Source organism: Corynebacterium wankanglinii, from assembly GCF_013601005.1.
Lineage (GTDB): Bacteria > Actinomycetota > Actinomycetes > Mycobacteriales > Mycobacteriaceae > Corynebacterium > Corynebacterium wankanglinii.
In genome coordinates, this window is record NZ_JABFED010000001.1 from 460,344 (window position 1) to 480,206 (window position 19,863).

Genomic DNA, 19,863 nt, shown 5'->3' on the forward strand with positions numbered 1-19,863 from the left:
CACCGTAGACTACGGAATTATGACGTACCGGCCGAAGCACCACCTCACTGCGCCGCAAGGGCGTTTGAATGACCCGAACGGGCTGACCCTTGTCGGGGATCAGCTACACGTGTTCTACCAGCACGATCCTTCGTTTCCGCTGCAGCCGAAGCGCACTGGCTGGGGCCACGCGGTGACAACGCTGGGCAGCGGCGAGTGGCGCCATTTCCCCATGGCGCTGTACCCGGACCATCCTTACGACCTCAACGGCTGCTACTCGGGGTCGGCGGTCCTCGACGGCGATTCGCTGCGCCTGTTTTACACCGGCAACCTCAAGCGCGACGGGCAGCGTTTGACCAGCCAGAACATCGTGGATGTTCATGACATTGCGGGGCCGATGGGCGGTACGTACCGACGCCGCGCAAACAATCCTGTCATCGACGGCGCGCCGGAGGGGTTCACCGCGCACTTCCGCGACCCTCACGTCTCCAGGAGCGCCGACGGCACATGGCGCATGGTCATAGGCGCGCAGCGCACCAACCATACGGGCGCGGTGGTGCTTTACACTTCCGCGGATCTGGATCAATGGGAGCTGGCCGGGGCGCTGGAATTTTCGGGCTTGAATTACAACACCGCCTCGGCCTACATGTGGGAGTGTCCGAACCTGCTGCGCATGACAGACCAGGCGACTGGCGAGGAGCTCGAGGTACTCGTGTTCTGCCCGCAGTATCCGGATTCGGACGAGTGCGGTTATGTCGTCGGCACGCTGGATGGCACCCGCTTTAACGTCCGCACCGACTTCACCCCGCTGGATTACGGCCATCAGTTCTATGCCCCGCAGCTGCTCCCCCATGGTGCGGGTGCGCTGGCGCTCGGTTGGATGGGGCTGCCGGCGCGCGATGACACCCCGTCGCTCGCGGAGGAGGGGTGGGTGCACTCGCTGACGCTGGTGCGCGAGCTTGTGCTTATCGACGGCTACCTTCGGACCTCCCTCGCCATCCCGAAGCAACCGGACATGCTTGTCGCCACACACGAACTTGCAGGAGCGCCGTGGTCTGCGGAGCTCGTGAACGTTGACGGCGCGGTGGGCGCGGAGTTGGCGTGGCAGCCGCAGGTGGGCGGGCGGGGTGTGATCACTTTGACGGTCGACGGGATCGCGCGGTGGGCGGAGTGCGCTGCGGGCCAGCTCGTGGTGTGCGCGGACGGGGCTGCGGTGGAGTGCACAGCTGGCGGGGGAGAGGTGGCCTTTTCCTCCGCCGTGTTCTCCCCGGGCGCGGCACCGTGGGGTGAGCTGCGGGTGCGTTAAAGGTCACAGTAAACGCTTTGGGCGAGCGCGCGGGCGCAGCAGGTTCGACCGCGGTCTAAGGCCGCCCCTACACCCCGCCCGCCAGCCGGTACAGGCGGTGGAAGTGGTGCACGGGCCCGTGGCCCCGGCCCACGTTGAGCTCGTCTGCGTGCGCGATCGCCTCATGGAGCCACTGAGAGGCCCAGGTGACGGCGACGGGGGCGCTGTCTACAACCATGCGGGTGGCCAGCGCCGAGGACAGCGAGCACCCGGTGCCGTGGGTGTTTCTCGTGTCCACGCGCGCGACCTCGACGGTGTGGACCGCGCCGTTGGGGGCGACGAGCGCGTTGGATGCGTGCCCGCCTTCGAGGTGGCCGCCCTTGACTAGCACCTGCACGCCCGCCTCGGCCGCGTATGCCCGCCCGGCATCGATCGCGGCGTCGAAGGTATCAGGCACCGGCTGGCCGGTCAGCACCGCGAGCTCCGGAATATTGGGCGTGACCACGTCGGCGTGGTCACGGATAAGTTGGCGCAACGCTTCCTCGGCGTCCTCGGTGAGGAGGCGATCGCCGGAGGTGGCGACCATCACCGGGTCCACTACCACAACCGGCACGGGGTGGGCGGCCAGATAGTCGGAGACGGTGCGGGTCGTCGCCACGTCCCCCAACATGCCGATCTTCACCGAGTCGACCTGCACGTCGTCGAAGACCGCGTCGAGCTGCGCGTGCAAGAACGCCTGCGGGGGCGTGTGGATTTCGCGCACACCCTGGGTGTTCTGCGCCACCAAGGCCGTGATCACGTTCATGCCGAAGCCGCCGGCGGCTGCAATGGCCTTCAGGTCGGCCTGCGCGCCGGCGCCGCCTGTGGGGTCGGTGCCGGCGATGGATAGGACTCTCGGGATGCGTGTCATGACCGCCGACCGTACCGGGAAACTACCCCGCGGCGACGGCGATGCGCTCCGCGAAGCGGGAGTAGTCCTCCCGGATGGCCAGGAGCGGATCCACTACCGCGGTCTGGGAGACCTCGGCGACTTGCTTCTGCACCGCCGCACGCGTCCTGCGTTTCACTCCGGAGCCCAGCATGCCGCCGAAGACTGCGCTGGTCAGGCCGATGATTAGGCCGGTGAGCAGGCCCGCCATGATCAGCAGCGTCGGGATCGGCCACCCCTCTACATCGGGCACGAGATCCCCGCCCAGCAGCGGAGTGAGCACGCCGGGAACGAACGCGACCAAGAGATACCACAGCACGCCCACCAGCGCGGCGAGCAGCGCGAGCCACTGAAACACGGTCAGTACCGACCAGCCTTTCGACGGCTCCGCAGGCAGAGAGGCACGCGCGACCGCACGGTCTAGCTCCGCGGGCAGGCCGGCGGAGACCTCCTCGGCGTGGTCCGCAACGGCGGCGGACCACTCCTGAGGCAGCCCATCCGCCACCTTGGTGGCGTAGTCGCGCACACCCCGGTTGGCCACGGCCTTGGACGCCGCGTCGAGTTCCGGCATGGATGTACGGTGCACGCCGAGTTCGTCGGGCGTCTCCCGCAGGCCCAACCGGCGCAGCGGGTCGGGTTTGAAGCGGGTGATCCAGGAGGTCATAAGCCAGCCGGTGCGCTCCCGCAGCCGCTTGCGGTAGGCGGCTGCGGTGGTCTCCGCGATGCGGTCCGCACCGGCTGCTTGCGCCAGCACGGCGTCCATGTCGCGCTTTGCATGCTTATCGACGCCTCCGGCACCCCTCACCCCGGCATACCCCTGGGCTACGGAGCGGATGTCCGCCTCGATGCGGGCGGTCTGCGCCGTGTGGGCTTTCGCCACCCGGGCAATGGCCCCGCGCAGGTCGTCGATTCCCGCGCCGGTGATCGTGGAGGTGGGCACGACCTGGACGTTGGACAGGCCGTCGTTACGCAAAAGCCCCGCGTACGAGTCCGCGACCGTGCCCACGTCGCCTGCGGCAAGCAGGTCGGCTTTGTTGAGCACGGCGAGTGTGACCGCGGAGTGGTTGGCGTGGGGGCGGATGAACTGGTCGTGGATGACGCTGTCGGCGTACTTCTCCGGATCGGAGACCCACACCAGCACGTCCACCTGCCCGGCCAGACGCTCCGCGATCGCGCGGTTGGAGGCCTCCACGGAATCAAAGTCCGGCAGATCCAGCAGGATCAACGGACCCGCACCCCGCGCGAACTCGCCTTGGCGCACGCGGCGGTCCTCCACACCCAGCCAATCCAACAACTCCTCGGAGCCGTCCGCCTCCCAGATGGCGGCGAGAGGGGAAGACGTCGTCGGACGGCGTGCGGCGGCTTTGCCCAGGTCTTCGCCGACGACTGCGTTAAACAGCGACGTCTTGCCAGAGCCGGTGGCGCCGAAGAACCCGACGACGGTGTGCTCCGCGGATAGCGCGCGCCGCTCCGCACCGGCCCGCGCCACCCGCTCAAGGCCCTCGCGGTGGGCAGGGGAGAGGTATGGCGCGCCGATGTGCGCAGCTTCCTCTAACGCCGCGAGGCGCTCACCGAGGCCAGCCTTTTTCTTAAACATCGTTGTCACCCTTGCCAAAGGTGCCGCGCAGCTGGTCGAACAGCCCGCGCAGGGTGCCACGCTCGAAGCTATCCTCCACATCTTCCTGCACCGCGGGAAGCTGCGGTTTTTCCTCAATACCGAGGAGCCTCACGTCCACCGCGCGCTTCGCCTGCCGGGTAGCCTCACGGAGCTGGTCCGCGGTGGCGCCCTCAAGCAGTGGGTCGGTGAGTTCGTGGTAGCGGTCGCGTTCCGCGGCAAACAGCTCCCCGAGGCGCTGGTTCAAGTCCTCACGGGCCTCGACGACCATGCGGCGCACGGTGTCTTCGCCGAAGATGGTCTCCAGGAGTTTCTGGCCGACCACCGCGGAGCCGCCCGCGATGGCCACCTCGCCGCCGGTGATACCAGCAGTGGATGCGAACACCGCGAGCATGAGCGCGACGGTGACCACGTTGAGGCCGAAGGACATGATGCGGGCGCGCTGGCGCTTGTCGCCCGCAGTATCTTGGATCCGCTGCACCATCGCCTGCTGCCAGTCGCGGACTAGTTGGGCGGCTTGCGCGGAGATATCGGTGCTGGCGCGGGCAAGCGCCGGGTCCGCGTCCGCACGCAGATCAGGGGCGATCGCGCCGGTGTGGGACCAGGCGCGGCCAGCGGCCGTCTCAGCTGCATCCACAATGACCGCGTGCAGGCCAGTTTCGATCTCGGTCTCCACCTCGCGCAGGGGAGCGGGCTCGCCCGTGAAGAAGCTGCCCAACTTGTCCACCGCGCTGGAGAACCAGCGCTCGAAGCCGCGGAACACGTCGGAGGTGCCGATGACGTCTTGCCAGCGGTCCATCACCTCGGAGCGCAGCAGCTTGCCGTCGGAGGTGGCGTCTATGACATGGCGATTGGCGGCGGTGTACAGCTCGTGGATCGCTTCATCCAGCTGGTTGGCAAAGTTCTCTTGGCGCTCGCGGCGGCCCACCAAGGCCTCCACACGGGCTAGCACCGATTCAACTGCGCCAGCCACGGTCTTGCCCGCAACGTCGCGCCGGGCAACAGTGTCCTGGGCGAGCGCGGTGAGGTAGTCGCGCAGGGGAGCTACCAGCTCCTCTCCCAGAAATTCGCCGACCTGTTCGCCGCCGAGGTCTGCGACGAACGGGACGGTGAACACGGTGGATCGAGACAGTCCCGCGTCATTCATCATGCGGCGCAAATCATCCGGCACCGTTTCGGCGGCCTTGTCGTCGAGACGGTTGAGCACCACGGCCACCTCGATGCCGCGGCCGGCGGCGTCGTGAAGGAAGTTCCACACCAGCTGGTCCGCGTAACGGGCCGGCGTGGTGACGAAGATCCACAGGTCTGCAGCCGCGAGCAGCTGAGACGCCAAAGCCCGGTTCTGGTCGTCGATGGAGTCGAAGTCCGGTGCATCGAGCAGCGCGAGCCCCTCCGGGATTCGGTGCGTCTCAACAACGCGCAGGGTGGTCGACTGTTCGTCTCCCGCGCCGTGGGAGCGGGCTAGCCCCGGCAACACCTGCGGGGAGTTGAACCAATCCGCGTCGCCGGGGTTTGCCACCAGCACTGGCTGACGGGTGGTGGGGCGGATCACGCCCGGGTGAGATACCCGCTCGCGCAGCAGCGCATTGACCAGGGTGGATTTGCCGGAGCCCGTGGATCCGCCAATCACCGCGAGCAGCGGGGCATCGAGATTTGCCAAGCGGGGCAGCACATAATCGTCCAGCTGGTTAACAATGGCGCGGGCTTCGGGCGCGACGTCGACAGGCAACGCGGTGTCTGCGACCGCATTGCGCACGCCGCGCACTGCCTCGAGGACATCTGGAGTTTGGGTAGTCACCCACTCCATTTTGGCAGAGAGACGGGTCGCCGGGGTGGTTAGTCCTTGTAGTTCGTCTTGGTCATGTTGAGCCAGCCGTAGAGCCCGCCCATGATCAACCCGCCGCCGACAAAGTTGCCCAGCCAGACAATGGTCCAGTTGCGGATCACGTTCCAGAACGTGAACCCCTCAATCTGCTCTGGGCCCAGCGTAAAGCCGGACAGGGAAGTGAGCACGAAGTTGGCGATGGAGTGCTCGTAGCTCATGGTTGCGAAGGCCGGCACGATGAGGATCACGCTGAGCAGCTTCGCGGTGTAGTCGTTGCCCGCCTGCACCGTCAGCATAAAAGCGATGCAAACCACCATGTTGGCCAAGATCGCTTCAACGAAGAGGATGCCGCTAGGTTTTTCCAGCTTCGACACCATGAGGTTTTCCAGGAAGTCGCCCGGAGCGATACTTGAGCCGATGGTGGTGTTGGAAATCAGCCACGTGATAAAGACGGCACCGAAGAGGTTGAAAAACGTCACGATCAGGACGACGAAGATGCCGTGGGGTATGTTGTTCTTGCCATGGACGGCCCCGTACGTCATAAAGAGCATATCGCCGGTAGCGAGCTCAGCCTGCAGGACGACAATGATGTAAAGGGTGCAGGCGAAGATCATGCCGAACGCGTATTTGCCCCAGCCCGCGGCTACGGGCTCGAGCAGGGTGGCGGTGGCGGAGGCAAACGCGGTCATAATTCCGAGGTACATGCCCGCGAGCATGGAACGGACCGCAAAGCGAGGGGGTTCGTGCTCGAAGAGATCGAGCTTGTTTTTAATTGAATTGAGGGCTGAATCGTGAAAGCTCACACTGAAGAACTTACTGCAGCACAAGTTAATGGTGCTACCTGACGGCCTATGTGTCTCACAGGTGAAAGGCGGGTCGCTGCGAATGCACATCCAGTTTTTCACAATGTGCGGTCAATCTCACGAGTGATCCTCGAGGGGCGTGCTTCTTATTGCTCGCCTACAGGGATTTGGGGGATCGGCCCAGGTCGTGGTTGAATACTCCAGTTGTCTACTGCTGGTCGGTTGCAACGCGCGTTTCCGAGCTGCGCAGCCGAGACCCTTCGACCACGTTGCGCTCGCCTCTCGTGCGAGGGACGAGCGCGAGAGGTTCGTCGATAAGCAATGGGCACGAATAAGCATTGACCACGTGCGTGCAGGACGGAAATCTGGCGCACATTGATCCAGGTCAGGAGACCAACTGTGATTCAGAAAGAATCGCGTCTGAAGGTCGCCGACAACACTGGTGCACGCGAGATTCTGTGCATCAACGTTCTCGGCGGTTCTGTTCGACGCTTCGCCGGCATCGGCGACACGATTGTCGCCACCGTGAAGGAAGCTGCCCCGGGCGGCAACGTCAAGGAGGGTGAGGTTGTCAAGGCCGTCATCGTCCGCGCGAAGAAGGAAACCCGTCGTCCGGACGGCTCCTACATCGCCTTCGACGAGAACGCTGCCGTCATCATCAAGAACGACACCGAGCCGCGCGGTACCCGCATCTTCGGCCCGGTCGCACGTGAGCTGCGCGACAAGCGCTTCATGAAGATCGTGTCTCTCGCACCGGAGGTGATCTAATTTATGAAGATCAAGAAGGGCGATATGGTCCAGGTCATCGCTGGCAAGGACAAGGGCGCTCAGGGCCGCGTCATCGAGGCGTACCCGAAGCGTGAGAAGGTCCTGGTCGAGGGCGTGAACCGCATCAAGAAGCACGTCGCGAACTCCTACAACGAGCGTGGCGCCGAGTCCGGCGGCATTGTCACCCAGGAAGCCCCGATCCACGTCTCCAACGTGATGATCCTGGATTCCGATGGCAAGCCGACCCGCGTCGGCTACCGCTTCGACGAGGACGGCAAGAAGGTCCGCGTGGCCAAGTCGAACGGGAAGGACATCTAAGATGACTGAAGCAACTCAGTACACCCCCCGCCTGAAGACGCGTTACCAGGACGAGATCCGCACCAAGCTGAACGATCAGTTCGCTTACGACAACGTCATGCAGATCCCGGGCCTGACCAAGATCGTCGTGAACATGGGTGTGGGCGACGCTGCCCGCGACTCCAAGGTGATCAACGGCGCGCTTGAGGACCTCACCGCGATCACCGGCCAGAAGCCGCAGCTGCGTCGCGCGAAGAAGTCCATCGCGAACTTCAAGCTCCGTGAAGGCATGCCGATTGGCGCGAAGGTTACCCTGCGCGGCGACCGCATGTGGGAGTTCCTGGACCGCTTGCTGACTGTCGCGCTGCCGCGTATCCGCGACTTCCGCGGCCTCAACGACCAGCAGTTCGACGGCAACGGCAACTACACCTTCGGCCTGTCCGAGCAGACCATGTTCTACGAGATCGACATCGACAAGATCGATCGCGTCCGCGGCATGGACATCACGCTCGTGACCACCGCCACGAACGACGACGAGGGTCGCGCCCTACTGACGCACCTCGGCTTCCCGTTCGCTGACAAGGACGGCAAGATGAAGCGCGCATAAGCGCTCGCGTATCGACGACCTCCGACTCACCTCGAGCCGGAGGTTTTCTGCATTCCTGGGCCGGTCTTCACGGCGATGTGCTCTTTGCGGTTGTTTGCGCTGGCCGGGCATGGGTTATTATGCCGAGCGAATTTAATGCAACCTCGCAAGGTGGGTTCCCATGTCATACTTCTCCCGCGCTGCCATCATCGCGCCAAAGCAGTTCAACCGGTGGCTCATCGTCCCAGCAGCGCTGGCCATCCACCTGTCCATCGGCCAGGTGTACGGGTTTTCCGTGTTTAAGAAACCGATGATGGAACACTTCGGCGTGGGTGAGGTGGCCGTCGGCTGGATCTTTTCTCTGGCCATCGGCATGCTCGGGATCTCTTCTGCCCTGTTCGGCTCCTGGGTCGAGCGGGTGGGGCCCCGGGTGTCGATGACGGTTTCGGGTGTGTTGTGGGTGGCGGGGTTCCTCATCGCCGCGGCCGGTATCGCAACTGGTCACCTGGGGTTGGTGTACTTCGGCTACGGCTTCGTCGGCGGCATTGGGCTGGGCATCGGCTACATATCCCCGGTATCCACCTTGATGAAGTGGTTCCCCGACCGCCCAGGTTTGGCTACAGGGCTGGCAATCATGGGCTTCGGTGGGGGAGCCCTGATCGCCTCCCCGGCGTCGAACCGCCTCATGGAAGCGTTTGGCGGTGGCGTTGAGATTGCGGATCGCGCTGTGGGGCTGCAACCCACGTTCCTCACCCTGGCGGCGGTGTATCTGGTGGTCATAGCCATGGGTGCCTTCTGCATCCGGCTGCCGCACCCGGACTGGGCCCCGTCCGGTGCGCCCCGCGTGGGCAAGAAACCGTCCAAGGTCGCTATCGTCGGGGCGAACGTGAGTGCCGCCAACGCGATCCGCACACCGCAATTCTGGTGCCTGTGGGTGATCCTGTTCTGCAATATCACCGCGGGCATTGGCATCCTCGAGAACGCTGCACCCATGGTGCAGGACTACTTCCCGTCATTGAGTGCTGCGGCCGCCGCCGGATTCGTCGGGCTGCTGTCACTGTCAAACATGGGCGGGCGCTTCATCTGGTCTTCCGCATCCGATGTCATCGGGCGTAAGAACATTTACATGGTCTACCTGGGTGCAGGGCTCATTTTCTATTTCCTCCTGGCATCAGCCGGGCACACCAGCCTCGCGCTGTTCGTGGTGAGCGCGCTCATCCTGCTCACCTTCTACGGCGGCGGCTTTGCCACTATCCCGGCGTACTTGCGGGACCTGTTCGGTGTCTACCAGGTCGGTGCGATCCACGGCCGGTTGCTCACCGCCTGGTCCGCCGCAGGTGTGGTGGGCCCGCTGATTATCAACATGGTGGTGGAGCGCCAGGCAAGCCGCGGCCACGAGGGACCGCAGCTTTACCAGCTGTCCCTCTACATCATGTGCGTCCTGCTCGCCGTCGGCCTGGTGGCCAACGTCTTGGTAAGGCCAGTAGACCGCAAGTGGTTCGAAGATCCGGCCACGGTGCAGGCCAAGGTGGATGCGGATCGCGTCTCGGCGGTGGGGACGCAGACCGCCTCGCCTGCCCGCAGTGAGGGTGCTGCGCACGCTGTTGCCGCGGCGATTCTAGCCGCCGTCATCGTGGCGCTGCTTGTCTACGGGCTGTGGGAGACCGCAGTGAAAGCCTCCCAGATGTTCGCGGGATAGATCTTTTAGGCCCCGGAGTAGACGCTGAATCGCTCGGCGGTGATTTCGCCGATCAGCACTGTGTTGGTGGCGCGAGCCAGCTCCACGGCCATCGACGTGACACCGGCGGTGGTGGCCACAGCACTAAACCCTGCGGCAGCGGCAGCACGGACGATTTCAAAGCCGACTCGTGCGTCGACCGCGAGGGGGAAGGTGGGGGACGGGACGCCGTCGAGAAGCATGTGCCCGGCTACCTTATGCACCGCATTCACAGGGTTAAGGTCTTGACGGCCCACGTCACCTGCGACGGCGGTTGACAGCTCACGGGCGCGGTGCCGGGAGAGCAGTGCGGGGAGCGCGAAGATCGCGGACGGCTCGAATCCCGCGAACTCAGGGCGCACGTTGAGGCTCGATGCGAGTTCTCTCACGCGCTGCTCGGCGGAGATGCCGCAGGCGTCGCCGGGGATCGGGTCGATGAACTGCGGGATGACGGGCTGAGCGAGTTGAATGTCCAACAGGTTGTAGGTGTTTTCGCCGCCGATCGTGCCTTCGCAATAGCGGGCGGTAACCACGTCCTCGATGCGGGCGATCAGGCCTTGCGCTTGCAAGAGTCCGTGCGCGAGCTCGATGTCGTGGCCCGGGGTGCGCGTAAGCGTGGCTACAGATGCGCCGCCGGCCCGGATCTCCAGTGGCTCTTCCACCTCGACGCGGCCAGCACGGGTGTCGCTGGTGCCGTCGGAGGCGACCTTGGTCACTGCGAAACTGCGTTTGGTCCTGCTCATTGCCTCGATGTTAGTGCGTGCCGGCTTCACTGAAGTGCTCGCCGGCAGCGTCCCACATCGTGTCGGGCGCGGAGTTCTCGCCGACGATACGCATCACCGCGTCTGGTTTCGGTATTCGACTTTGCACGCGATGTAGCTGCGCAAATAGGAGTTATCCACAGGGGCTCGATCGCAAATTTCACAGGGTCGAGCACACGCCTCTTGCCAACCCGCTAGAACTACACCCACACATCCGAAACCAGGGAAGGGGTGGGTGCGTCCGATGCGTACCGAGGACAAGATCAAACAACGAGTGCAAAAATTGCTGAACCAGGCGCGTGACCGGGAGGGCACGCCCGAGGGGGACGTGTTTTACGCCCGCGCGTTCGAGCTCATGGCGCAATACGGCTACGAGCAGCGGGATATCGACGGCCCTGAACCGTCCGAGGTAGGCCAGCGCGCCTACGAATTCGCGGGCTCGTACACCGAAATGCAGGCGAACCTCCTGCTCACCATCGCGGCCGCACTGCACTGCACCGGATTTTCGCAGCGCGTGTACAACTCCACGCGGATGAAAGATGCGGTCATTTTTGGGTGCGCGCGCCACCTCGAGCGGGTGGATATGCTCTACGCGCTGCTGCTGCCCGTGATGCTTGCGGATGCGCAGAAAGTACGCGCGACCAGCTGGGGCGAATCGGCGGTCGTGCGCCGCCGCAGCTTCATGTCCGGCTTCGCAGCCAGCATCGGCGCGCGCCTCGCCGAGGCGGAAAAGACCGTGGAGGAATCGGACGGGGAGTACGGGCTCGTGCTTGTCAGCGACTTCCAAAAAGCCACCGAAGCCCGCGACACATTCGCCGCAGAAATGGGCTTCTCTTTAGGTAGCTTCTCGTCCAAGCGCTCCTTCGACGCGGACGCCTTCGACCAGGGTCACGAGGCGGGGCAGCGCTCCGACATCGGGCAGACGCGGGTGCGTGCGCGCCCGGCGCTGCCGTTCTAGTGGGGGCTAATTGCCATCCACCAGCCACGCGGCCGCCGCGACGATCATGGCTTCGGCCGCGCGGTCGAGCGTGGGCTGCAGGTCGGGCGCGAATGTCGGGGAGTGATTGCTCGGGGCATTTTCCCAGTCCGCAAAACCGCCCAGGCCCCAGTAGGTGTAAGGCACCCCCAGCGCGTCGGGGATGATGGAGAAATCCTCTGAGGCCGGCACCTGGCCTAGCTCCACCGATTCGTCACCGAAGTACGCGTCGAAAGCGTCGCGCACGCGCGAGGTGATCACGGGGTTGTTGTCCGTGAGCGGGTACTCGTCGTAGAACGTGATCTCCGGCTCGCGGGGGCTGCCCGCCGCCACGCACTCGCCGCGGACGATGCGGATAATCGCGCTGCGCAACCGGTCGCTGACCTCGCGGGTGTACGCCCGGGTGTCCACCAACAGCTGTGCGGTTTCCGGGATCACATTCGCTTTGACACCGGAGTGGACCGCACCGACGGTGAGCACTGCGGTCTCCTTTGCCTCGATCTCACGGGAGACCACGGTGTGCAGCCGGGTGACAATGTTGGAGGCCAACAGGATCGGGTCCACGCCCTTGTCCGGCATGGAGCCGTGGCTGCCTTTGCCCCAGACCTCGATCTGGGCGGAAAAGGACTGGGACATAAACGGCCCCGGGTGCGTGCCCACGCTCCCGCCGGGCAGCATGGGCAGCACGTGCTGGCCCAAATACACGTCGGGGGTGGGCATCGCCTCGCGGATGCCGTTGGCCAGCATCACCCGGGAGCCGGTGTAGGCCTCCTCGGCCGGCTGGAACACCGCCACCAGCGTGCCGCTCCAGCTGTCGCGGTTGGCGGCGTATGCATGCAGCGCCCCGAGCACGCCCATGATGTGGATGTCGTGCCCGCAGGCGTGGGCGACGTGTTCCTGGTGGCCGCTGACGGCATCAACCTGCGTAGCGGTGGAGGCGTAGGGCTTGCCGGAGCGCTCCTGCACCGGCAGGCCGTCGATGTCTGCGCGGATGGCCACCACCGGGCCGGGGCCGTTTTCTAGCACGCATACCGTGCCCGTCTCCCCTACCTGCATGTGCGGGAGTTGCATGGCATCCAGGCGGGAACGGATCTTCGAGGCTGTCTGCAACTCTTGCAGTGACAGCTCAGGGTGCTGGTGGAACCACACGTAGAGGGCCTCGCGCGCCTCACGCGTCGCGTCCAGCGTTCCAATGAGCTGAGCAAGAGCAGGTTCCATAGGAATGCAGTCTATGGGTTCGCGCGGGAAGCGAGGATCGGTGGGGTGCTAGAGGGTGCCGTCGCCAAGCGATTTGCCCATCGCCCCAGGAAAGAGGTAAGTTACCCGCTCGGACTTGCGCGCCGATGCTTCGGCGTGCGCGATCCGAAGAACATTTGAACATCCAACTTTGTTGCAGGCCCCCCGCCAAGATGCGGACCGCGTGCAAGGGAGGCGGCGAGCGGCCCGTGCTACTGAGTGCGGGCAGCGGGAGTAGCCCCCGACAGATCACGCGGAAAACGCGACCAGCAGTGCCACGCGCTGCAGGCCACGCGGTGGATGGGAACCGCAACGAGAAAGGTAACGGTCACCACAATGACCATGACTGACCCGATCGCGGACATGCTGTCGCGCGTGCGCAACGCAGCACATGCGCAGCACGACGCCGTGTCCATGCCTTCGTCCAAGATCAAGGTGAACATCGCCGAGATCTTGAAGCAGGAAGGCTACATCGAAGATTACAAAGTTGAGGACGAGAAAGTTGGCAAGTCGCTGACGCTCAACCTCAAGTACGGCCCGACCCGCGAGTCTTCCATCGCGGGCCTGCGCCGCGTGTCGAAGCCGGGCCTGCGCGTGTACGCGAAGTCCAACGACCTGCCTCAGGTGCTCGGCGGCCTGGGCGTGGCAATCATCTCCACGTCCCACGGCCTGCTCACCGACCGCCAGGCACAAGAGAAGGGTGTAGGCGGGGAAGTCCTCGCTTACGTCTGGTAAAGGGAGGTTGAAAGACTTATGTCGCGTGTAGGTAATGCACCCATCGCAGTCCCGAACAACGTCGAGGTGAAGATCGACGGCCAGCACGTTGAGGTCAAGGGCCCGAAGGGCACCATGGACCTGGATATGCCGGCTCCGATCACCGCTTCCGTTGAGGACAACCAGATCGTGGTGGCCCGTCCGGACGACCACCGCAACAACCGTGCGCTGCACGGCCTGACCCGCTCCCTGATCAACAACCTGGTCGTGGGCGTGACTGAGGGCTACAAGATCAACATGGAGATCTTCGGCGTCGGCTACCGCGTGCAGCAGAAGGGCAAGGACCTCGAGTTCTCCCTCGGCTACTCGCACCCGATTCTGATTGAGGCGCCGGAAGGCGTCACGTTCTCCGTCGACGGCAACACCAAGTTAGCCATCGAAGGCACCGATAAGCAGCAGGTTGGCCAGATTGCGGCAAACATCCGCCGTCTGCGTAAGGATGACCCGTACAAGGGCAAGGGCATCCGTTACGCCGGCGAGCAGGTCCGCCGCAAGGTCGGAAAGACGGGTAAGTAATCATGAGCAATTCTGCAGAGAACACCAAGCGCACTCCGGTTGGCAAGGACATCTCGTCCCGCCGCCGCGAGGCTCGCGCACGTCGCCACAACCGCATCCGCAAGACGCTGCGCGGTACCCCGGAGACCCCGCGTCTCGTCGTTCACCGCTCCTCGCGTCACATCCACGTCCAGGTCATCGACGACCTTGCGGGCCACACCCTGGTTTCCGCATCCTCCATCGAGCCGGACGTGCGCAATCTGGAGGGCGACAAGAAGGACAAGGCCGCCAAGGTTGGCCAGCTCGTCGCAGAGCGTGCCAAGGCCGCAGGGATCGAGGAGATCGTCTTCGACCGTGGCGGCTACAAGTACCACGGCCGCGTCGCGGCCCTGGCCGAAGCAGCTCGTGAAGGTGGTCTGAAGTTCTAATGATCACCGCAATCATCACCATCAACGGAAGGATCGCGTAATGGCCGAACGTGAACGGCGTGACGGCGGGCGCTCCGCCGACAACCAGAACAACAACGACCGCAACGAGCGCGGGAACCGTGGTGGCCGTGGCGGCCGCCGCGACGACCGCCGCAACAACCAGAATGACGAGCGCGATAAGTACATCGAGCGCGTCATCACCATCAACCGTGTTGCCAAGACCGTAAAGGGCGGCCGCAACATGTCCTTCACCGCACTCGTCGTCGTCGGCGACGGTGAGGGCATGGTCGGCGTCGGCTACGGCAAGGCCAAGGAAGTTCCCGCCGCAATCCAGAAGGGTGCAGAGGAAGCTCGCAAGAACTTCTTCCGCGTCCCGATGATCGGCGGCACCATCCCGCACCCGGTCCAGGCAGAAGAGGCTGCAGGCATCGTTATGCTCCGCCCGGCTGCCCCTGGTACCGGTGTGATCGCCGGTGGCGCTGTCCGCCCGGTGCTCGAGTGCGCTGGTATCCAGGACATCCTGGCTAAGTCCCTCGGCTCCGACAACGCGCTCAACGTGGTCCAGGCAACTGTCGCCGGCCTGAAGCAGCTTGTCCGCCCCGAAGAGGTGGCTGCCAAGCGTGGCAAGTCCGTCGAGGAAGTTGCACCGGCTCGCATGCTGCGCGCACGCGCAGGACAGGAGGCCTAAGCACCATGGCACTGAAGATTACGTTGCACCACGGCAAGATCGGCGAGAAGCCGGTCACCCGTAAGAACCTCGAGGCTCTCGGTCTGCGCAAGATCGGCCAGTCCGTGGTGAAGAAGGACAACGCTGCGACCCGCGGCCAGATCCTCAAGGTGCGTCACCTCGTCACCGTTGAAGAAGTTGCAGGGGAGTAGATAACACATGGCTGACATCATCAAGCTCCATGATCTGCGCCCGGCAGAGGGCGCAAACAAGGCCAAAACCCGCGTCGGTCGCGGTGAGGCCTCCAAGGGTAAGACCGCCGGCCGCGGTACCAAGGGCACCAAGGCTCGCAAGCAGGTTTCCGCTGCTTTCGAGGGTGGCCAGATGCCGCTGCACATGCGTCTGCCGAAGCTGAAGGGCTTCAAGAACCCGAACCGCGTCGAGTACCAGGTGGTCAATGTCGGGGATCTGGCAGAGGCCTTCCCGCAAGGTGGCGACATCGCCATCGCCGACATCGTTGCCAAGGGCCTCGTGCGCCCGAAGCAGCCGGTGAAGGTGCTGGCAGAGGGTGACATCAACGTCGCACTCAACGTCACCGCAAACAAGTTCTCCAAGTCCGCCGAGGAGAAGATTAAGGCTGCTGGCGGTTCCGCCACCACCGTTGAGTTCTCCAAGCGTGCCGCGAAGAACCAGGGCCCGGTTGCATCCGCAGCTGGCGAGACGTCCCCGGCTCCGGAGGCAAACTCCGGCGCAAAGGGTGTCCTCGACTCCGACCCGCTACAGGGCGGCTCCACCGCGGTGGACGCTGACCCAGAGGCGTAAGCACTCAGCTTCTACGCGCAGCCCCCGTCCCGGACGATTCACGTCCTAGACGGGGGTTCGTCGTTTTCAAAACAAACTACGGGTTAGTAAAGCCTCGACGCTGGCTGCGGGATTGCTGGCAGAGTGGGTGCTGGTGAACCTGAAATATCAACTTTCCCGGCTTGGCTGTTAGTGTAGTGGGGTCAAAAGACAGCCCCGCCGGTTTTCGCATGCCCGAGAACCCGACGCGAGCAGTCGAATGTCCGCTACCTCCCGCCCGTGGCGCGGCGGGGGCCAGGAGGCTTTGTGTCCGCTATTGCTCAAGCGTTCAAGGATCCGGATCTTCGGAAGAAGATTCTGATCACCCTTGCGCTGATGTTCCTCTACCGCGTCGGCTGCCAGATCCCGACCCCGGGCGTGGACTACGCCCTGATTAACTCCCGCCTGGAAGAGATCTCCCGCGGCGACCAGGCGACGATGTTCTCCATTATCGGCCTGTTCTCGGGCGGGGCGCTGCTGCAGCTTTCCATCTTCGCCATCGGCATCATGCCGTACATTACGGCCTCGATTATCGTCCAGCTCCTCACCGTGGTTATTCCCAAGTTCGAGGAGCTGAAGAAAGAGGGCCAGTCCGGCCAGGCGAAGATGACGCAGTACACCCGCTACCTCACCGTGGCGCTCGCGCTGCTGCAGTCTGCGGGCATCGTCGCCCTCGCTGACCGCGAGCAGCTGCTCGGCCAGGGGATGCCTGTGCTTGTCGAGGACCGCAACGTCTGGACCCTACTGATGATGATCATCGTCATGACGTCAGGTGCTGTGCTGATCATGTGGCTCGGCGAAATCATCACTGAAAAGGGGGTGGGCAACGGTATGTCCCTGCTCATCTTCGCCGGCATCGCCACCCAGATCCCGTCGGAGGGTGCGTTCATCCTGCAGAACTCCGGCGGTGTAACCCTCACCTTGGTCGTTCTCGCCTTGGTGGCGCTGGTCGTGGGCATCGTGTTCATCGAGCAGGGGCAGCGCCGCATCCCGGTGCAGTACGCAAAGCGCATGGTGGGACGCCGCCAGTACGGTGGGTCTTCGACCTACCTGCCACTGAAGGTGAACCAGGCTGGTGTGATCCCGGTGATCTTCGCGTCGTCGCTGATGTACGTGCCGGTGCTCATCACGCAGATTGTCACCATGAACAACCCGACCCCGCCCGACAACTGGTGGATGAACCACGTGATGGCCTGGTTGCAGAACCCGGGTTCGTGGCAGTACATCTTGACTTACGTGGTGCTGATTATCTTCTTCTCCTACTTCTACGTGTCCGTTCAGTACGACCCGGTGGACCAGGCGGAGAACATGAAGAAGTACGGTGGCTTTATCCCAGGCATCCGTCCGGGCCGCCCGACAGCGGAATACCTGGCGTTTGTGATGAACCGTCTGCTGGTTGTAGGCGCCGTCTACCTCGCGCTGATTGCTGTGCTGCCGAACTTGGCTATGGACGCCGGTATTACCGGTTCCGGCAAGATGGGCATGAGCGCGTTCGGTGGCACCGCGATCCTCATTATGGTTTCCGTGGCTTTGACCACGGTGAAGCAAATTGAATCCCAACTCCTGCAATCCAACTACGAAGGACTTTTGCGATAATGCGTCTCGTTCTCCTTGGCCCTCCCGGCGCCGGTAAGGGCACCCAAGCCGCCATCCTCTCCGAGAAGCTTGGCGTCCCGCACATCTCTACAGGCGACCTGTTCCGCGCCAACATAGGCGAGGGCACCCCGCTCGGCGTCGAGGCGAAGAGCTACATCGACGCGGGCAAGCTCGTGCCAACCGACGTCACCGCGCGCATGGTGGAAGACCGACTCAACCAGGACGATGCCAAGGACGGCTTCCTCCTGGACGGTTTCCCGCGCACCGTCGAGCAGGCTGAGATCCTCACTGGCCTGCTTGCTAAGCACGGCCAGAAGCTCGACGGGGTGCTCAACTTCGTGGTGGACGAGGACGTCGTAGTCGAGCGGATGCTCGCACGCGGCCGCGCGGACGACAACGAGGAGACCATCCGTACCCGTCTCGGCGTGTACCGCGACGAGACGGCGCCGCTGATCCAGCACTACGGCGACGACATCATTTCCATCGACGCTGTGGGCGACGTGGACGACATCAACCAGCGCGCCATGGAGGCCCTGGGCAAGTAGCCAAACGCATGGGAAGGCCGGTGTTCGCACCGGCCTTTCGCATGTGCCTATCGACGAACCGAAGGGGACCCCGCATGGTGTTCAGAAAACGAAAGATCGCGGCCAAATCGCCGGCGGAGCTCGATGCCATGGAGGCGGCGGGGCGCGTCGTGGGGATCGCCCTGCAGGAAGTCAGGGCTGCCGCCGTGCCCGGGGCAACCACACGGGAACTGGATAGGGTCGCCGAGCAGGTCATCCGGGATCACGGCGCTGTGCCAACGTTCCTCGGTTACAACGGCTTCACCGGCTCCATTTGTGCGTCGGTGAATGAGGTCGTGGTCCACGGGATACCGTCGTCAAGCGTCGTGCTCAAAGAGGGCGACCTCATTTCAATTGATTGCGGGGCGACGCTGGATGGCTGGGTGGGCGACAGCGCATGGTCCTTCGGTATCGGCGAACTAGCGGCGGACGTGGACGCCCTCAACCGTGCTACGGAGTGGGTGCTGGCGCAGGGGCTGCAGGCGATGGTTCCCGGGAACAAGCTCACCGACGTGTCGCACGCCTTGGAGAAAGCGACCTATGCCGCGGAAGAGCGCTTCGGCGTGGAGCTGGGCATCGTGGACGGCTACGGCGGTCACGGCATCGGCCACACCATGCACGAGGAACCCTATTTGGCCAACGAAGGCAAACCGCACCGCGGCCCGGTGATCCAGGAGGGGTCCGTGCTGGCCATCGAGCCGATGCTGATCCTCGGCGGCGAAGTGGACACTGAGGTGCTTCAGGATGAGTGGACCGTCGTGTCCGTCGACGGCATGCCTGCGGCCCACTGGGAGCACACAGTTGCCGCTACTGCCCACGGGCCGAGAATACTTACACCCCGCGTGTAAATCTCTGGCGCGCCGCAGTGCGTTTGCTTGCCGGAGGGTTATACTTCCGCCATGTCTTACCGCCCCCGCCACGCTAAGCCGTCGCCGCTGAAGCGGCGCGCCACCACATTCGCCGCCGGCCTCGGTGTCGTCGCCTCCCTGGCCGCACCGGTTTCCGCCCAGGCGGCGCCCGCCCAGAATCCGGTTGCGATGTCCAGCCTGGATGCGCTGTCACAGCAGGCCACCTCGTCGCTGGCCAACTTGGATAAGTCCGCGCGCAACACCGCATGGGACATCCGCAACAATCTGCGCCAGCAGGCGGATGGCCTAGCAGCAATCAACCCGGAGCTGCCAGCCAAGGCAAAGCAGCGCATCGACGACATCGTTGAGACTTTCTTCCCGGGCCTGATCGCGGAGAAGACTCCGAAGCCGAAGCCGGCTCCCAAACCGGCGCCGGTGCCAGCCCCGAAGCCCGCGCCGGCGCAGCGCCCGGCGAACCCGTGCCCGGCTGACGCGAAGGCGTGCGTTGATTTGACCAACCAAAAGTCCTGGCTGCAGAACAACGGCGTTATCTACTACGGCCCGGTCCAGATCAGCTCCGGTCGCCCGGGACAGGACACGCCGAAGGGCACGCACTACGTCAACCGCAAGGTCAAAGACGAGATCTCTTACGAATTCAACAATGCCCCGATGCCGTACTCCGTGTACTTCACCAACAACGGTATCGCGTTCCACCAGGACGACCCGTACGTGCCGTCCGCTGGGTGCATCCACCTTTACCGCCAGGACGCGCAGCGCTACTTCAACGACCTGCAGGTCGGCGACAAGGTCTACGTGTTCTAACCCTGTCCGCTCCGGCCCCAGCTTCACCGCTGGGGCCTTTTGCGTTTTCGCAGG

General features: G+C 64.1%; 20 protein-coding genes and 2 pseudogenes. 16 read left to right on the top strand and 6 right to left on the bottom strand.

Annotated elements, in window-relative coordinates:
• Window positions 1-19: 19 nt before the first annotated feature.
• Window positions 20-1,285, top strand: a complete 1,266-nt coding sequence (locus tag HMA55_RS02265) for a glycoside hydrolase family 32 protein (RefSeq protein WP_181191442.1) — start codon at window positions 20-22, stop codon at window positions 1,283-1,285.
• Window positions 1,286-1,364: 79 nt separating this feature from the next.
• Here HMA55_RS02265 and thiD read toward each other — a convergent pair.
• From thiD to HMA55_RS02285, 4 genes and pseudogenes are all read right to left on the bottom strand, one after another.
• A pseudogene (gene thiD, locus HMA55_RS02270) lies at window positions 1,365-2,174 on the bottom strand (bifunctional hydroxymethylpyrimidine kinase/phosphomethylpyrimidine kinase); the annotation flags it as partial.
• Window positions 2,175-2,196: 22 nt separating this feature from the next.
• The gene (locus tag HMA55_RS02275) at window positions 2,197-3,789 is read right to left on the bottom strand and encodes a GTPase (RefSeq protein ID WP_181191444.1); all 1,593 of its coding nucleotides are present in this window, start codon (window positions 3,787-3,789) and stop codon (window positions 2,197-2,199) included.
• Window positions 3,782-5,605, bottom strand: coding sequence for a GTPase family protein (locus tag HMA55_RS02280; RefSeq protein WP_308239996.1), 1,824 nt, complete (start codon window positions 5,603-5,605; stop codon window positions 3,782-3,784). Before HMA55_RS02280 ends, HMA55_RS02275 begins: the two co-directional genes overlap by 8 nt.
• A 38-nt stretch (window positions 5,606-5,643) precedes the next feature.
• Window positions 5,644-6,525 carry a formate/nitrite transporter family protein gene (locus tag HMA55_RS02285; RefSeq protein ID WP_257802578.1) on the bottom strand — a complete coding sequence of 294 codons (882 nt, stop codon included), beginning with the start codon at window positions 6,523-6,525 and terminating at the stop codon, window positions 5,644-5,646.
• 309 nt (window positions 6,526-6,834) lie between these two features.
• Here HMA55_RS02285 and rplN point away from each other — a divergent pair, with 309 nt between their 5' ends.
• From rplN to HMA55_RS02305, 4 genes are all read left to right on the top strand, one after another.
• Window positions 6,835-7,203, top strand: a complete 369-nt coding sequence (gene rplN / locus HMA55_RS02290) for a 50S ribosomal protein L14 (protein WP_181191447.1) — start codon at window positions 6,835-6,837, stop codon at window positions 7,201-7,203.
• A gap of 3 nt (window positions 7,204-7,206) precedes the next feature.
• Window positions 7,207-7,521, top strand: a complete 315-nt coding sequence (rplX, locus tag HMA55_RS02295) for a 50S ribosomal protein L24 (RefSeq protein WP_181191448.1) — start codon at window positions 7,207-7,209, stop codon at window positions 7,519-7,521.
• Window position 7,522: 1 nt separating this feature from the next.
• Window positions 7,523-8,107 carry a 50S ribosomal protein L5 gene (gene rplE / locus HMA55_RS02300; protein ID WP_181191449.1) on the top strand — a complete coding sequence of 195 codons (585 nt, stop codon included), beginning with the start codon at window positions 7,523-7,525 and terminating at the stop codon, window positions 8,105-8,107.
• Between the two features lie 160 nt (window positions 8,108-8,267).
• The gene (locus HMA55_RS02305; protein ID WP_181191450.1) at window positions 8,268-9,785 is read left to right on the top strand and encodes an OFA family MFS transporter; all 1,518 of its coding nucleotides are present in this window, start codon (window positions 8,268-8,270) and stop codon (window positions 9,783-9,785) included.
• 5 nt (window positions 9,786-9,790) lie between these two features.
• Here the strand turns inward: HMA55_RS02305 and HMA55_RS02310 are convergent, their stop codons facing one another.
• Complete coding sequence (locus tag HMA55_RS02310; RefSeq protein WP_181191451.1) at window positions 9,791-10,546, bottom strand: formate dehydrogenase accessory sulfurtransferase FdhD; 756 nt, start codon at window positions 10,544-10,546, stop codon at window positions 9,791-9,793.
• 262 nt (window positions 10,547-10,808) lie between these two features.
• Here HMA55_RS02310 and HMA55_RS02315 point away from each other — a divergent pair, with 262 nt between their 5' ends.
• Window positions 10,809-11,522: a DUF2786 domain-containing protein gene (locus HMA55_RS02315; RefSeq protein ID WP_181191452.1), complete on the top strand. Its 714-nt coding sequence runs from the start codon at window positions 10,809-10,811 to the stop codon at window positions 11,520-11,522.
• Window positions 11,523-11,528: 6 nt separating this feature from the next.
• Here the strand turns inward: HMA55_RS02315 and HMA55_RS02320 are convergent, their stop codons facing one another.
• Window positions 11,529-12,758: an amidohydrolase gene (locus tag HMA55_RS02320; protein WP_181191453.1), complete on the bottom strand. Its 1,230-nt coding sequence runs from the start codon at window positions 12,756-12,758 to the stop codon at window positions 11,529-11,531.
• A 354-nt stretch (window positions 12,759-13,112) separates the two neighbouring features.
• Between HMA55_RS02320 and rpsH the strand changes: the two genes are divergently transcribed.
• The 10 genes and pseudogenes from rpsH to HMA55_RS02370 all read left to right on the top strand — a co-directional run bounded on the left by rpsH (window position 13,113) and on the right by HMA55_RS02370 (window position 19,809).
• The gene (gene rpsH / locus HMA55_RS02325) at window positions 13,113-13,511 is read left to right on the top strand and encodes a 30S ribosomal protein S8 (RefSeq protein ID WP_038609685.1); all 399 of its coding nucleotides are present in this window, start codon (window positions 13,113-13,115) and stop codon (window positions 13,509-13,511) included.
• 18 nt (window positions 13,512-13,529) lie between these two features.
• Entirely contained in the window at window positions 13,530-14,066 is a 537-nt protein-coding gene (gene rplF / locus HMA55_RS02330) for a 50S ribosomal protein L6 (protein ID WP_181191454.1), read from the top strand.
• A 2-nt stretch (window positions 14,067-14,068) separates the two neighbouring features.
• Window positions 14,069-14,473 carry a 50S ribosomal protein L18 gene (gene rplR / locus HMA55_RS02335; RefSeq protein WP_181191455.1) on the top strand — a complete coding sequence of 135 codons (405 nt, stop codon included), beginning with the start codon at window positions 14,069-14,071 and terminating at the stop codon, window positions 14,471-14,473.
• 40 nt (window positions 14,474-14,513) lie between these two features.
• Window positions 14,514-15,161, top strand: a complete 648-nt coding sequence (gene rpsE / locus HMA55_RS02340; RefSeq protein ID WP_181191456.1) for a 30S ribosomal protein S5 — start codon at window positions 14,514-14,516, stop codon at window positions 15,159-15,161.
• 5 nt (window positions 15,162-15,166) lie between these two features.
• Window positions 15,167-15,352, top strand: coding sequence for a 50S ribosomal protein L30 (gene rpmD, locus HMA55_RS02345; protein ID WP_034997282.1), 186 nt, complete (start codon window positions 15,167-15,169; stop codon window positions 15,350-15,352).
• A gap of 7 nt (window positions 15,353-15,359) precedes the next feature.
• Window positions 15,360-15,806: pseudogene (gene rplO, locus HMA55_RS02350) on the top strand (50S ribosomal protein L15); the annotation flags it as partial.
• A 441-nt stretch (window positions 15,807-16,247) separates the two neighbouring features.
• Window positions 16,248-17,576, top strand: coding sequence for a preprotein translocase subunit SecY (gene secY / locus HMA55_RS02355; RefSeq protein WP_181191458.1), 1,329 nt, complete (start codon window positions 16,248-16,250; stop codon window positions 17,574-17,576).
• A complete protein-coding gene (locus HMA55_RS02360; protein WP_181191459.1) occupies window positions 17,576-18,121 on the top strand; it encodes an adenylate kinase in 546 nt (181 codons plus the stop codon). Before secY ends, HMA55_RS02360 begins: the two co-directional genes overlap by 1 nt.
• 74 nt (window positions 18,122-18,195) lie before the next feature.
• Complete coding sequence (map, locus tag HMA55_RS02365; protein ID WP_181191460.1) at window positions 18,196-18,987, top strand: type I methionyl aminopeptidase; 792 nt, start codon at window positions 18,196-18,198, stop codon at window positions 18,985-18,987.
• A gap of 51 nt (window positions 18,988-19,038) precedes the next feature.
• A complete protein-coding gene (locus tag HMA55_RS02370) occupies window positions 19,039-19,809 on the top strand; it encodes a L,D-transpeptidase (RefSeq protein WP_181191461.1) in 771 nt (256 codons plus the stop codon).
• Window positions 19,810-19,863 lie beyond the last annotated feature (54 nt).